The organism is Spongiimicrobium salis, from assembly GCF_043678055.1.
In the GTDB taxonomy this organism is placed as follows: domain Bacteria; phylum Bacteroidota; class Bacteroidia; order Flavobacteriales; family Flavobacteriaceae; genus Spongiimicrobium; species Spongiimicrobium salis.
In genome coordinates this window covers 1,054,477-1,069,618 of the sequence record NZ_JBHEQA010000001.1, presented here as the reverse complement: position 1 = coordinate 1,069,618, position 15,142 = coordinate 1,054,477, and the positions used below count along the sequence as shown (strand labels likewise).

At 39.7% G+C, this 15,142-nt stretch carries 12 protein-coding genes; 4 read left to right on the top strand and 8 right to left on the bottom strand.

Translation table 11 applies throughout. The features are described 5' to 3' along the window. Window positions 1-225 precede the first annotated feature (225 nt). From ACEXOE_RS04905 to metG, 5 genes are all read right to left on the bottom strand, one after another. Window positions 226-744 (bottom strand): ferritin, encoded by a 519-nt coding sequence (locus ACEXOE_RS04905; protein ID WP_394747614.1) that lies wholly within the window; start codon window positions 742-744, stop codon window positions 226-228. Between the two features lie 58 nt (window positions 745-802). Then, window positions 803-1,705: a histone deacetylase family protein gene (locus tag ACEXOE_RS04900; protein ID WP_394747613.1), complete on the bottom strand. Its 903-nt coding sequence runs from the start codon at window positions 1,703-1,705 to the stop codon at window positions 803-805. 127 nt (window positions 1,706-1,832) lie between these two features. After that, window positions 1,833-3,956 carry a Tex family protein gene (locus ACEXOE_RS04895; RefSeq protein WP_394747612.1) on the bottom strand — a complete coding sequence of 708 codons (2,124 nt, stop codon included), beginning with the start codon at window positions 3,954-3,956 and terminating at the stop codon, window positions 1,833-1,835. A 140-nt stretch (window positions 3,957-4,096) separates the two neighbouring features. Next, window positions 4,097-5,545 carry a hypothetical protein gene (locus tag ACEXOE_RS04890; protein ID WP_394747611.1) on the bottom strand — a complete coding sequence of 483 codons (1,449 nt, stop codon included), beginning with the start codon at window positions 5,543-5,545 and terminating at the stop codon, window positions 4,097-4,099. 124 nt (window positions 5,546-5,669) lie between these two features. Further along, window positions 5,670-7,736, bottom strand: coding sequence for a methionine--tRNA ligase (gene metG, locus ACEXOE_RS04885; RefSeq protein WP_394747610.1), 2,067 nt, complete (start codon window positions 7,734-7,736; stop codon window positions 5,670-5,672). Between the two features lie 280 nt (window positions 7,737-8,016). Here metG and ACEXOE_RS04880 point away from each other — a divergent pair, with 280 nt between their 5' ends. Continuing rightward, complete coding sequence (locus ACEXOE_RS04880; RefSeq protein ID WP_394747609.1) at window positions 8,017-8,328, top strand: hypothetical protein; 312 nt, start codon at window positions 8,017-8,019, stop codon at window positions 8,326-8,328. 62 nt (window positions 8,329-8,390) lie between these two features. Here the strand turns inward: ACEXOE_RS04880 and ACEXOE_RS04875 are convergent, their stop codons facing one another. Then, a complete protein-coding gene (locus ACEXOE_RS04875; RefSeq protein ID WP_394747608.1) occupies window positions 8,391-10,088 on the bottom strand; it encodes a DUF1501 domain-containing protein in 1,698 nt (565 codons plus the stop codon). An 11-nt stretch (window positions 10,089-10,099) separates the two neighbouring features. Continuing rightward, window positions 10,100-11,611: a DUF1800 domain-containing protein gene (locus tag ACEXOE_RS04870; protein WP_394747607.1), complete on the bottom strand. Its 1,512-nt coding sequence runs from the start codon at window positions 11,609-11,611 to the stop codon at window positions 10,100-10,102. Window positions 11,612-11,789: 178 nt separating this feature from the next. Between ACEXOE_RS04870 and ACEXOE_RS04865 the strand changes: the two genes are divergently transcribed. The 3 genes from ACEXOE_RS04865 to ACEXOE_RS04855 all read left to right on the top strand — a co-directional run bounded on the left by ACEXOE_RS04865 (window position 11,790) and on the right by ACEXOE_RS04855 (window position 13,232). After that, window positions 11,790-12,149 carry a YraN family protein gene (locus tag ACEXOE_RS04865; protein ID WP_394747606.1) on the top strand — a complete coding sequence of 120 codons (360 nt, stop codon included), beginning with the start codon at window positions 11,790-11,792 and terminating at the stop codon, window positions 12,147-12,149. Window positions 12,150-12,200: 51 nt separating this feature from the next. Next, window positions 12,201-12,860 carry an aspartate kinase gene (locus tag ACEXOE_RS04860; RefSeq protein WP_394747605.1) on the top strand — a complete coding sequence of 220 codons (660 nt, stop codon included), beginning with the start codon at window positions 12,201-12,203 and terminating at the stop codon, window positions 12,858-12,860. Window positions 12,861-12,992: 132 nt separating this feature from the next. Next, window positions 12,993-13,232, top strand: a complete 240-nt coding sequence (locus tag ACEXOE_RS04855) for a hypothetical protein (RefSeq protein WP_394747604.1) — start codon at window positions 12,993-12,995, stop codon at window positions 13,230-13,232. Between the two features lie 104 nt (window positions 13,233-13,336). Here the strand turns inward: ACEXOE_RS04855 and ACEXOE_RS04850 are convergent, their stop codons facing one another. After that, the gene (locus ACEXOE_RS04850) at window positions 13,337-15,025 is read right to left on the bottom strand and encodes a helix-turn-helix domain-containing protein (RefSeq protein WP_394747603.1); all 1,689 of its coding nucleotides are present in this window, start codon (window positions 15,023-15,025) and stop codon (window positions 13,337-13,339) included. Window positions 15,026-15,142: the final 117 nt, after the last annotated feature.

Sequence of the window (15,142 nt, the reverse complement as noted above, 5' to 3'; positions counted from 1 at the left end):
ACAACGCCCACAGCGTTTAGATTCACTTTTTTTATACTTCTTACAGCACTTGGTTTTACATCCTTTGGGGACCATAGCTTTTAGGATACTTTTTTGTTCCTTTTTTAAAGCTTTTTTCAGCTTTTTTTCCGCTACTTTTTTCTTTTTGCCCAATGCTATGGAGTTTATAACCGGGCAAATCTAGTTATTTTAATTCAATCTAAATAAAAAAAGGTGTTAAAAATGTTAAGCACCTTCTCCTCCAGCAGAACTTTCTACGGTAATTTGCTCTACATCGCGATCAAATAAGTATAGCCCTCCCTTGTCATTTCCAATAAGATTGATCTTGTCCAAAATCGTTCTGGCCAAGGCCTCTTCCTCTATCTGTTCGGCCACATACCATTGTAGGAAATTATGGGTGGCGTAATCTCGTTCTTCTAGCGTAATATGTACTAAATCATTAATACTTTTGGAAACAAAAATTTCGTGCTGTAAGGCTTCTTCGAACATACTTTGGAAGGTGCCGAAATCCGTTTTCGGAGCTTTTAAATCAGAAATAAGGGCATGTCCCCCTCTTTCATTTACATATTTTACCAATTTCAGCATATGCATGCGTTCTTCATCTGCCTGTGCATACATAAAGCCAGCAATACCCTCTAGCCCCTGTACTTCGGCCCAAGAAGCCATAGATAAATATATTTGTGAAGACTCGGCTTCTATTCGGATTTGATTGTTCAGTGCAACCTCTAATTTTTCAGATAACATAATCAATAGTTTTAAAGCACAAAGTTACGAATAATAGGAGTTTGAAGAATAATCCCCCTTAGAAATAAATTTGGGTGGCCAATCGGAAGGTATTGGCATGAGCCTCAATAATAGTTTTGATATCTGGAGAATACCCTCCCCCCATACTACACTGCACAGGAATCTTTAAATCATGGCAGGTCTGTAGGACGAAGGCGTCTCTTTTTTTGCATCCGTCCAAACTCAGGCTCAACGTGCCCAATTTGTCACTTTCCAAAATATCCACCCCGGAGAGATAGAAGATAAAATCGGGCTTCAATCGTGTAATTAATTCAGGGAGTGTCTGCTTCAGAATGCTAAGGTAAGTAGCATCCTTAGTGCCCTTTTCCAGAGCGATATCCATATCGGAAGCTTCTTTCTTAAAAGGATAGTTTTTTTCTCCGTGCATGGAAAAGGTGAAAACCTTGGGGTCGTCCTTAAAGATTTCTGCAGTGCCATTGCCTTGGTGCACATCCAAATCGATCATCAATATATTTTGAGCCATGCCTTTTTGTTGCAGATATCGGGCGCCGATAGCTTGGTCGTTCAGCATACAGAAGGCCTCTCCTTTATTGGTGTAAGCGTGATGGGTGCCTCCGGCTATATTCATGGCAATGCCATGTTCCAAGGCAAATTCACAGGCTTTCATGGTCCCATCAGCGATAATACGTTCCCGTTCTACCAAATCTTCCGAAATCGGAAACCCAATTTTTCGAGCTTCTCGAGGAGGAATTTTAATGTTGAGGAGGTCATAGAAATACTCGGGATCATGTACTGCTAAAATATATTTGTCATTGGGGATTTCTGGTTCAAAGAAGTTTTCTGTGGTACATGTCCCTTCATAGATCAATTGTTGTGGTAACAAATCGTATTTGATCATTGGAAAACGATGCTTATCCGGTAAGTCATGACGGTAAATGGGGTGATAAGCAATTTTTAACATGAAAGTATTTCCTTAATAGGGTTTATTTTGCAAGAGCAATTTAGGATATTATTGTATAGGTATTCCCGATGCATCCCATTAACTTTCTTGAAATACCGCAGTAGGTGCACTTTAAGATGTACGCTCCTTATTTGTGCAAAGCCAATTGGATTCGTTTTCTAGAAATGTCCACTTCCAATACTTTAACGATGACCTGTTGATGAAGCGAAACATGCTCGTTGACATCTTTTACAAAACTATCGGATAAATTAGAGATATGAATGAGGCCACTTTCTTTGATGCCAACATCCACAAAGCAACCAAAATTGGTGATATTATTCACAATACCAGGGAGCAATTGGCCAGGACTTAGATCTGTGATCGATTTAATATGCTGATTGAAGGTGAAGACTTTGGCCTTTTCACGACGGTCAAGACCCGGTTTTTCCAATTCTGATAGAATATCTTTCAAGGTGGGGATTCCTACGGTATCCGTGCAATAGGTTTTGGGGTCAATAGTTCTTAATAAGGAGGTATTACCGATTAAAGTTGAAATCGGAACGGCCTGATCTTTGGCCATTTTTTCTACAATACCATAACTTTCCGGATGTACCGCGGAATCATCCAAAGGATTCTTGGGTGCTTTGATCCGTAAAAAGGCGGCACCTTGTTCAAAAGCCTTTCCTCCCAATCGCGGCACTTTTTTTATTCCCGATCTACTGCTAAACGGACCGTTATCTTCTCGGTAGGAAACAATATTTTCTGCCAATTTTGGTCCAATCCCAGAAACATAACTGAGTAGAGGGATACTTGCTGTATTGATATTAACACCAACGGCATTCACGCAACTTGCTACTACGGTATCTAAGGACTGTTTTAATTTTTGTTGGTCTACATCGTGCTGATATTGCCCAACACCAATAGATTTGGGATCTATTTTTACCAATTCGGCCAAAGGATCGGCGAGTCGCCTGCCAATAGAAACAGCGCCTCTTACGGTAACATCGTAATTGGGAAATTCATCCCTAGCTATTTTTGAGGCCGAATAAATAGAGGCTCCCGCTTCGCTGACTACATATACTTCCACCGGCTTTTTAAAGGCGATGCGCTTAATGAGTTGTTCCGTTTCCCTAGAGGCTGTACCGTTGCCTATGGCAATGGCCTCGATCTTATAGGCATCAACCAAGGAACTGATTTTTTTGATAGCCGCTTTAGCCTCATTTTTTGGAGCATGGGGATAAATGGTTTCATTATGCTGTAAATCCCCTTGGGCATTGAGACAAACTACTTTACAACCGGTACGAAAACCAGGATCGATAGCCAAAATATGCTTTTCCCCTAAAGGTGCTCCCAATAGCAATTGTTTAAGGTTTTTGGAAAACACCTGTATGGCCGAGTCATCTGCTTTATTTTTGGCTATTTTTAGGATCTCATTGGACAGGGAAGGAAATAAGAGGCGTTTAAAGGCATCTTGTAGGGCGATTTCAATCTGATCGGCACAAGCATTGTGAGACCGTACAATACGATGCCGCATTTTATCCAAGGCCCGATCGGTATCGATTTCTATTTTAATACGAATAAAGCCTTCGCTCTCTGCGCGCAATATTGCTAACAGACGGTGGGATGGGCAACGACTGAGGGATTCCGTCCAATCAAAATAATCGCGGAATTTTTGGGCTTTTTCCTCTGTTTTTTTGGACGAGACCACCTTAGTAATCAATACCGCAAATTTTTCCAATTGATACCTGATCTGATTGCGGATATCACTGCGTTCATTGATCCATTCGGCAATAATAAAACGTGCCCCTTCCAGGGCTTGATCCACATTTCCAACGGCTGCATTGCAGTATTTTGAAGCAATGTGATCAAGGGTGTCACTGCGTTGACTCATGATAATCTTGGCCAAGGGTTCCAGTCCATTTTTGCGCGCTGTTTCGGCTTTGGTCTGGCGTTTTTTCTTGAAGGGAAGATAGAGGTCTTCCAGAGAGACAAGGTCCGCCGTCTTTTTAATCTTGTTTTGAAGTTCTTCGGTAAGTGCTCCCTGTTCTGTTATGGCTTTTAAAATAGCTGTTTTGCGTTTTTCCAAAGCTTCAAACTGCATTTTAAACTGCACGATGGTACCGATTTGCAATTCATCCAAATTCCCGGTGCGTTCCTTGCGGTAACGTGAAATAAAAGGAATAGTACAGTCTTCTTCTAGAAGCGCAACAGTATTCTCAATACTTTTTTCTGAAATTTCAGTGTGTTTGGCGATATAGGGGATAAGGTTCATTTGGGTTACGATGAAATAGATGATCTAAAATTAATATAGTAACATACGAAGATACGTAAATGTATATATAGAAACTTTCTTCACGCTAATCCCTGTTGTCAAATCCATAATTTTGGTATAAATAGAGAGGCAAGAAGGGACTAAGGATCAAAACGCAATAAGCGATACATTTTTTCCTTTCTTTGATAGTATCCGTAAATAAAGTAATCATCTTTTCTAAAGACGGTTTCAACATTTATTTTTTTCAGCCCTTCGGCATAGTCAAATACAACATCAAACACATTATCTTCAGTAGGGCCCGGAAGATGTTCCAGGGAATTGATGTCAAACAAGCATTTAAAATACACGGAACGAGTACTGCTATAGGCATCGTAAGCAAAAAAAGTAGGATTAAAAGTGACGCTCAGGGCTCCGGCACTTGCCAATGGAATAGATCCAAAGCCTGCAGCAACTGGAAAAGCACCAAATCCACCACCACCGCCAACTTCTGATTTTCCGCCCAATTGTAATTGGAGCAAGTTGTCTTTTTCATAGGCCACCACCCCGATATCTCCTTTGACTACTTTGCGCAAAAATTGCTTGGTCTTTGCCAGTTCCCGTACACCGGAAGAATAGGTGCTGCCATCCTGGAAGATGGCCGAGTTTTTAAAGGGAATTTCTTCCGTATCCTTTGTAAAAGAATATTCCTGAATCAACGTGCCATCCATACTATTTTTAATGGTCAGCTTCAATAATTCCTTGGAAGCGATTACTTGATATAATCGATTCCTATATAAGAAGGAGTTGGATTTTATGTTATAAGTTTTTCCAAAAGGAAGGGTAGAAATACTATGGGCATAGACTTCCGATGAATCCTCCGTTAAATTAAGTTGAATGACTCTGGTAGCGCTATCCCTATGGTCCATAGTAATTAGTAATTGGTTCTTTTTAGGATATATTTTTATAGGTTCCGCGGTAATATCTATGGCACTGGGAACTTCATCTTCTATGATGGGGGCATCTACATTTTTGAAGATATTGGCTAGAGCCGTGCGTTGATCTCTAGTGTTGAAAAAAGACTTCTTGGATAGGTCATAGGTGGTAATTTGGTACTCATCTGCCTGGAATCGGTACAGTTTTAAGATGCTTTTGGCCTTGACAGCAGTAAGAATATAAAAAATATTCTCGTGATTGATAGCTTTGATAAATAGTTCATTTTTAATTTTTAGATCGAATTTCTTTTCGGTCAAGGTTTTTCCGGATTGCAGGGTCTTTACGAAAAAGCGTCTATTTTTTTTGTCCGAGAAATACAAATTGATTTTATCTTTTTCTTCCAAGGAATAGCCCGTTAAGTGATTGAAGGGAGCGACCGGTCTTCTATGGATTTTATGGATAGCAAGATGATAGTTTGCATCGTATTGCAATTGCACAAGGTTGTTCTTTTGAATAAAAAATAAATGCAGATCCTTATTTCCATCGATTACCGAGAACGGAGATTGGGGTAACGGCTGGGAAAATTCCACGGTATCTTTACTCAATTCTTCCTGAGCGGATGCTAGGGATAGGCTAAAAAGAAGGAAGATCGAGATGTAAAAAGAAAGCGTTCTCATAGTGAAATCGTAAGGTTTTTAGGTTTGGCTTGGTTAAATATAGAAAATAAAAACCTATTTAAGCCTATATTTTAGGGCTTAAGGCGATAAAAAATCGAATAAAATCATCGATTTGGAATAACAATTAGCTTATCGCTTCCCCATTGGATACGCCATCGGTATCCGGATTTAAAAAGACCAATTTTCCTTGCGCATCTTCAGTCATAAGAATCATTCCCTCACTTTCTACGCCCCGCAATGCTCTTGGCGCTAAATTTACTAATACCGTGACCCGTTTTCCTATAATTTCCTCAGCGGTGAAACTTTCCGCGATACCCGATACTATGGTACGAGTATCTAAACCAGTATCTATTTTAAGGACCATCAATTTTTTGGTTTTGGCCATTTTCTCGGCACTGATGATAGTCCCTACGCGCATGTCCATTTTGGCAAAATCTTCATAGGAGATGATTTCTTTTTGTGGAGCTACTTCTTTATTGGCGCTTTCATTGGCTTTTTTGGTGGCTTCCAGTTTATCCAATTGTGCCTGTATTTCCTTATCATCGATTTTACGGAAAAGATGTACGGGAGATCCGATCTGATGTTGGGCGGCAAGTAGGACATCCTGAGAGGCCACGAAATCCCATGCTACGGAAGGGAGCTTTAGCATTTGTTTTAATTTATGGGAAGTGAAAGGCAAAAAGGGTTCACTTAATCCGGCTAAGGCAGCAGAAATTTGAAGGGCTACGTACATGATGGTTTGTACGCGTTCTTCATCTTGTTTAATGACCTTCCAAGGTTCGGCATCCGCCAAGTATTTATTTCCAAGGCGCGCCAGATTCATCAATTCCTGTCCGGCTTCCCTAAAACGATAACGATCCAAGGAACTTGAAATGATTTCCGGGAATTTCTTTAAACTGGCCAAGGTTTCTTGGTCAATCGAACTAAGTGCTCCAGGCGTTGGTACAATGCCATCATAGTATTTATTGGTCAGTACCACCACACGATTGATAAAGTTGCCAAAGATGGCTACCAATTCATTGTTATTTCTTGCCTGGAAGTCTTTCCAAGTGAAATCATTGTCCTTGGTTTCCGGGGCATTGGCCGTTAAGGTATAGCGAAGGACGTCCTGCATATCTGGGAATTCCTCCAAATACTCATGTAGCCACACGGCCCAGTTTTTGGAAGTGGATAATTTGTTGCCTTCAAGATTTAAAAATTCATTGGCCGGAACATTCTCGGGTAAAATATAATCTCCATGGGCTTTTAACATGGAAGGGAAGATGATACAGTGAAAAACAATATTGTCTTTTCCAATGAAATGCAACATTTTAGTATCCTTATCTTTCCAATAAGGTTCCCAATCTTTTCCTTCACGGGCGGCCCACTCCTTGGTAGACGAAATATAGCCGATAGGGGCGTCGAACCATACATATAATACTTTTCCCTCTCCACCTTCAACAGGAACGGGAATACCCCAATCCAAATCTCGGGTAACCGCTCTGGGTTTTAATCCATCGTCGATCCAGGATTTACATTGTCCATACACATTGGGTTTCCAATCGGATTTATGCCCCTCCAGAATCCATTCCTTTAAGAAATCCTCATAACGATCCAAGGGAAGGAACCAATGTTTGGTCTCCTTCAAGGAGGGAATTGCTCCTGAAATGGTGGATTTAGGATTGATCAGGTCGGTAGCATTTAAGGAAGAACCACAATTTTCGCACTGATCTCCATAAGCCTCCTCATGGCCACATCTAGGGCATGTACCTATGACAAAACGATCGGCCAAAAACTGATTGGCTTCTTCATCGTATAATTGTGCCGTAGTCTCTTCCAGAAAATCTCCCTTGTCATGCAAGGTTTTAAAAAAATCGGCCGCGGTTTCATGATGTATCTGAGCAGAAGTTCGGGAGTAATTGTCAAAGGATATCCCAAAATCGGCAAAGGACTTTTTGATGATAGCGTGGTACTTGTCGATGATCTCTTGGGGAGATACGCCTTCCCTTTTCGCCTTCATAGAGATGGCCACACCATGCTCGTCACTGCCACATACAAAGGCGACATCCTTCCCCCTAAGGCGAAGGTAACGCGAATATATATCAGCGGGAATATACACTCCGGCCAAATGGCCTATATGTATAGGGCCATTGGTATAGGGTAATGCTGCTGTAATAGTATATCGAGACGGGTGTTCCTGGTTTTGAGACATCAAATTCAAATTTGGCCACAAAAATACAGATTTTGATTTGAGTAATCCCAAATAGTTGCCAAAAGGAGGTCTTTTACAGCCTTCTTTAACCGCTTTTTGTTTTTTCTACAAGGAAAGCACGCTGGAGAAAAGAAATTCTATTTTATGTCCAAGCTATTCTCATTGTTCCTATCGGAATACTAGTTGGGTGCTATTCCCCAATAATTTAAGCCGTATTTTTCCCTATCCAATGCAGTGGTATTGGGAATAACGGAAGTAAAAAATACGAAAAGCGAAAGAAATGATTGTTTGGTCCGGACGGGGATATGTTGCCGTAATTGTGTTGTTGTTAAGTCTCTTTATTGCCTTTAAAATAGTACCTGAAACCCATAAAGACCTAGGCTTTGCCCTTGGGTTTTTAGTGACAGGGGTTTGTAGTTGGATATTGGGAAATAAGTGGAATACCACTTCTGGAAGAAGGGTGGTCGATAAGCGTACAGGAGAAGAGATCATCCTCAAAGGAAATCATAGTCTCTTTTGGATCAAATTGCAGTATTGGGGGATTGTTTTTGGTGTTTTGACCCTGGTATTTTTGATTAAAAACTTTCTTTGAAATGAAAAAGGCCCTCAATACTTGCGTACGTGAAGGCCTTTGTTGCATAATCAGGGCAAGAATTATGCAACCATAACAGATTTGCTCAATTTTTGATTTTGAACTTGTATTCTATAAATATATTTTCCGGTGGCCAGACTAACAGGCATCCGCTCTCTAATATTAATTTCCATGGATCCTTCCAAAACCATCTCATTGAACATAGTGCCCAGGTTTTGTCCCAAAATATTGTATAGCTGAATATCCACATGGGCGGTAAACGGCATTTCCAAATAAATATGGGGCGTTTCTCCCGAAGGATAAAAAGGACGATGTACAATGGCATTGGCCAATTGTGGGTCTAATGGGATATCCGAATCCGGATCGATCGGCGGTGTAGGTGGTGTGGGATCTCCATCGCTCATGGTGATATCGGGGAAATCAACCCCACTACAATTAAAGCCTAGATTAATGGGATTATAAGGATGTCCCAATAAATGTTGTTCCACTAAAGGAATAGGAACACAGAGCCATTCTGCAAGCACGGTGGCATACAGATCTCTAAAATCCATAGTGTATTCCAGATTTCCACGCCCATCGGGATTATCCAATGTAGGATGATCGCCCACAAAAGAACTTCCATTAAGACCGGAACCAAAGAAAAGGGTAGGGGCCGCTTTTCCGTGATCGGTACCATTGGAGCCATTTTCAAAGATTCGCCGTCCAAATTCAGAGAACGTCATACTCAATACCTTATCATCTTGTTGGGTAAAGGCAAGATCTTCGTAGAAATTATTGATGGCTATGGATAAATTGGTCATGAGACGTTGATGCGCTAAAGGCTGATTCCCATGGGTATCAAAACCACCCATAGAGATCATGTATACTTTAGTGCCTAGATTTCCTTTAATCAAGCGGGCCAAAAGAGCCAATTGACGGGCAAAACCATTATTTTGGTATTCAACCTGATTCTGTCCGCGCTCATAGGCTTCATGGATTTTTCCGGAATATTCATAAGTAGTATTGGCGACACCACGTAAAAAACGAAGCTGATCTCCATACATACAATCGTCAAAGAGTGCTTGATCCAAATTGTATTGTACCCCACTTTGGGCAATTTCCTCCAATTGATCAATGTTAGAGGCTACAAAAGCATAATTGGTCTCTTCTCCCTGAAAAATAAGGCTTCCAAAATTACCGATCTGAATCGCAGCTGGGGCTTCTGGTGGATTGACCAAATAATCGGGGAAACAATTTTCAAAATGTCTGCCCATCCAACCCGTGTTCAATCCGTCAAATCCGGTAGTCGTGAGATCCGTATTGGCAAAGATATCGGAGCCTGTAAAATGGGAAAGACTTTGACCTTCATAACCCACTCCATGTACCGCCTTAAATTGTCCTTGGTCCCACATAGGTTCCAAAGGATTCATATAAGAAGGGACACCGAATTCATCGGTCAGTTTCAATATTTTACTCTCAGGGATAAATATATTGGGCCTAGCATTAGCGTAGGTGTCGTATTGTTCTATAGGAATAACGGTACTCAATCCATCATTTCCTCCCGAAAGACGAATAAGAATCAGGATATTGTCCGTTTCCGCACCAGAAATGGCAGCGGTTAAAGGGGATGGGGCTGAAGCCGAAAGTAAGTTACTGCCCAGCATCATAGATCCAGAACCCGCAATGCCCAAGGCCTGCATAAAGGATCGTCTGCTCCAATATTTATGTTCATGATCATGATCATCTTTTAGGTTTGGATTGTTGGGGTGAGTATTGCACATGGTCGTAGGTATTATTTAAGTTGATATTCTGGTTGTCTCACAATATGGAGTAAGAGTAAGTATACTTGTGTAGGGACTTCTATACTAATAGATAGCATCCATAGGGAGAGACCTCCATCAATATAATCGGGGCTATAATATTCTTGAATCAAACCTTCGGCTTCCGCAAACACAGAAAGGGCATTGCCGAAATCAATATCGGTCAATAATCCTTTGGGAAGCAGTTTATTGACAATGGCTTCAACCACAACTCTTGGATTACTGGTATTGTTGTCCGCAGGGCCAACGGCATCCATGGCAAAGGTTCTGAACTGCTCCATATCTTCCTGGAAAAGACGTTCCAACATAATTTCGGAAGTAAGCCAACGTCCGATCATAAAATTGGTATTGATCCAGGTACGATCACGTTGCCATCCGGCCACATCCACGGGATTAAAGAGCTCTTGGCCAATAAGTGCCGAGGCATCAATGATATTGAGAAGCGTGGCATCCGTACATCCAAAATTGGTCTCGTTCATTAAGTTGAGGTACATATCGTATGGACTTTTCAGAATCACGCCAACAGCATCATCATCAAAGAAATGCTGACTGGAAAATAATTCGGTAAGGACAGGCGCTATCTCAAAGTTGTTGGAAACAAAAGTACTTGCCATTCCCTGAATGATCGTTGCCGCATTACCGGCATCATCCTTAGAATCTGGATGAACAAAAAACTCATAGAGTTTTCTGCAAATGAAATTGGCAATCTCATTAGGCCTTTCCTCAAACAAGATGTCCATTACATCATCGTAATCCCAATTACCGGTGCGTCCAAATATGGTTTTGGGTCCAGGATCAAAGCGATCTGCTCTAAAAGTGACAGGGCTACATCCCACCTCACCACGTTCTACATAACCCGTAAGGGCTTTTGCCGTTTCAATGATATCTTGTTCCGTATACCCATTGCCATCGCCCAAAGAAAAAAGTTCGTACAACTCGCGGGCATAGTTTTCATTGGGATTGTTCCCATTGTTGAATACTCCATCCAAATAATAGAGCATGGCGCTGGTCAACCCCATTTCACTGATAAAGGTCTTTAGGTTCCCAATGGCATTGCGCTGTAGGGTATTGGTATAGTAATACAAGAAAGAGTTGCATTCGTATACGCGAAGTTCCGTAACCAAGTGATTGCTCCAAAAGAAACTCAAACGATCACGTAAGTTATTGGTTAGGAGGCCTCGGCTGTATGCCACACGCCATTCTTCTACCTGGGCGTTGACCACGGCTCTGCGAAGATCATCATCTTCCGGATAGTCATCCGCGTTCCAATCGGCCCAAGGCGGGGCAGCCTGTGGTGCCATATTTATCGCTTCATTGATCAAGGTGTTCACCAATGCTGTGGCGGACTGGCCTATAGCGGCATCAATGGTGGCTACTGAAGCACTAAAACCTAATCGCCTGTAGAGGTGCTCTGCTTTTTGTCGATCAAGCGGAGTGGTATAAGGCGTTAAGGGAGAAGTATTACAATTAATGAAATATTCCATAGTCTTAAATGCATTATGTAGGTTACTAGTAATGGGGTTACTACTTAACGTTTGATTGTTTTATATCGTATACGAATTCAATTTTTTTCGCTTATTTACACCTTGATTTACGCTAAGAGGTCGTTTTTGGACGTTGAACTACCAATATTTTCGATAAAATGCACAGTTTGAATACAACATGGGAAAACACAATGAATTTGGACAAGAAGGGGAACAGCTGGCAATTGATCATTTAATAGCCCAGGGATATCGCATTCGTGAGCGCAATTACCGGTATCTAAAAGCAGAGGTGGATATCATTGCGGAAAAAGACGGGCTTTTAGTAGTGGTGGAAGTAAAATCCAGAAGCTCTGAAGCCCTGCAGGATATTGCCGAAACCGTTACGCAGAAGAAAATAAAGCTCTTGGTATTAGCCACGGACCATTATATTACAACAACAGACTTGGATATGGAAGTCCGATTCGATATAATAACGATTCTAAAAGAACATCGGAAGTATACCCTGAAGCACTTAGAAGATGCATTTTATCATTTTTAAAAATTTGTTTTATTTATAACAAATTGTTATTTTTGCATAAATTAATGCAAGATGAAAACAATTTCTTCCGTTGTAGAACAGTATATCAAGAAAAAGCCCTTTTTGCAAAGTGCTTTGGCCCAGGGAATTATTAATTTAACCTCCTTATCCAGAATCGTGAAACCCGAAATTGAGGAGGAGCTGGGGAAAGATATTCGCAACGGCGCTATTGTCATGGCCTTAAAACGCCTATCGGACGATTTGGAATTTAGGGCCACCCACAAGATCATTAAAGTCTTAAAGAATATTGGGGAAATCACGGTACGCTCTTCTTTGACCGACTATACCTTTTTGGCCTCGGAAACCATTCTGCCACGACAGGCCATGTTATTGGAACGGGTGAATGAGAATCAAGATGTTTTTTATACCTCTTCCCGTGGCGTCAATGAAATCAATATTGTGATCAGTAACACTATGGACGCCATTGTAGAAACCTTGTTTGAAAACGAACGGCAGACCCAAAAAGCGGAAAATTTATCTTCAATTACGGTAAAACTGCCCACGGAAAATGTGGACGTTCCCGGAATCTACTATTTTATCTTTCAGCGTTTGGCATGGGAGGGAATTGTCTTGTATGAAGTGATTTCTACCACCAATGAATTTACCATTTTGGTGAATGATGAGCAGGTAGACAGTGCCTTTAAGACCATTAAGGATTTAAAGACCTTGTAACAAACAGGTGTTTAAAAGTTTCTCATATTCCCAATAGGTATCGCTGTATACAAGAATACATCTTCGTCAGAAAAAATAAAGGGTTTCGTAGTTGAGTTCTTACATTTAGAATTCACTTTAAAATTCTTTAGTATGTTAGATCAGATTTCAAAATTAAAAGGCGTTACAACATTAGATAAGAACGCACAATCTCAAATTTATGGACAACTGGGGCCCAGTTTGGCCGGAGAAGAACATTTTAGCTGTCATTGTACCAATGGTACTATAGGCGCCTGGGAAGGGTATTATACTTCAACAGCTCAAAAACACCGATACATTACCCGAAATTGTGGACTCAGCCAATATGGTGGTCCGGGAGGGACTTGTCAGTAGAGAAAAAGTGTTTTGAGAGCCTGTTTTTAATCATTTATCTATTCGTTACTGCATCTGAAGTTTAGGATTGGTAGCGAATAGGTTTTTTTTGGAAAGATTCTTTGTTAGGAACTTTGTTTTTTTAGTTGTTTAATGAAATATGAAGGATAGAGTTGTGTCTGTCTATAAAAAGCTTTGGTGAAAGATTCCGCATTCTTAAAACCTACCTCAAAGGCAATGGCCTTAATGGTGTATTCCCGCAATTTAGGTTGCTCTTTTAACGCTTTTATCGTATAGTTAATGCGTAAGTCAGAGATGTAAGAACTAAAATTTTTCTCTTTATGGTAATTGATGATTTTGGATAGATAATTACTATTGGTGCCCAAGGATTTGGCCAGATGATTTAGAGTAATTTTAGTATCTAAAAATTTTTCCTCTTGTTCAAATACATTCAATTTTTCAAGAATTTCGCGAATGATGTTTTCCGGAATTTGTAAGGCCTCCTTTTTCTCAACAACTGATTTTTTTACCAAGACTGGGGGTAGATGAGTAGTATCTTCCACTAAAGCTTCAAAGCGTTTTTTATATTTTAATCTTTTTTGATAGTTCAATGCGCTTAATACAAGAAGTACTCCAATGAAAACAAGCGTTATATAAAGTGCTATAGATTTTTTATCGCCACTTTTTTCTAGTTTTTCAATAAGATTCTCTTTCTCTTCAAAGAGTTTGGGATTTTCGTATTTGGTTAAAAGTGTATTTTTTAAAAAGAGATTTTGATTATAGAAATTTCTATCAAAGTCAATTAATTTTTCCAAATAAAACAGTTGGTTTTCCATATCCTGATTCTTTCTATAATATTTGTATAATAGATTGTAATTGTCTCTTATTTCTTTAAATACTCCTTTTTTTCTTTTGATTAAAGTATCAACTTTTTTTAGATGAGGAATGGCCTTTTGCCATTTGTTTAACTCGACATAGGATTTACCCAAATAATAGTAAGTAAAGGCAACATCTAGAGTATCCTCATATTTTTCTATCAATGGTAAATACTTTAAAATACTATCTTTGGATTGCTTATATTTCTTAGCGTGATGAGCAATTATAGCTTCATTTACTCTCGCTTTGTTATGATATTCTATATTGTCATATTCAATTGCTTTGTTTATAGTTGAAAGATTGTAGTACATAGCGGAATCCAGCTGTTTCTTTTTCTGAAATGAATGAGCCAAGCCATAAAGAGAGCTCAAATAAAATTGAGATTCATAGATTGTTAAATTCTCTTTTGGCACTAGTCTATGATATTCCCTGAAGCTTTTTATGGCTTGATCTATATCGCCAATACGCAATTGTACGAGACCAATGCTATATTCCAAATCTAATAATACATCTTCATGATTTTCTTCAGTGGCTATTTTTTTTGCCTCCAAATAATTATCCAGTGCCAGTATGTAGTTTTCAAATTGGTATTGTAATACTCCTTTTTCAGAGTATAATAATGCATCGAATTCTGAATAGCCTGTTTTTTTGCTAGCAGCTAAAGCACTGTCTATATAATGAATTGCGATTTTCGGATTCTCATTAAGAAAATATAAATAATAATATCCTTGAACCGTATATTTCAAGTTGTTGTACTTTTTTGCTTTATTTAATAAAGTTTGTATATAATATAGTGCAAGCTCCTGATTTTCTATAGTAAGTGCTTCCCTTGTTTGATCAATAAAATATTCGTAACTCTTACTTTTAAGAGAATCCGGAATTGAGTTTGGAGAGCTTTGTCCATACCCTAAACAAAAAATAAATAGGGCAAAAAACATATTCAAACATCTCATTTTCATACGATAGATAGGACGAGTCGTTGAGGCTAAGAGATCGATAATACATAAATTTTAAGGAAGCATCCAGGCAATACTAACCTTCCAAGTAAGTTAGAG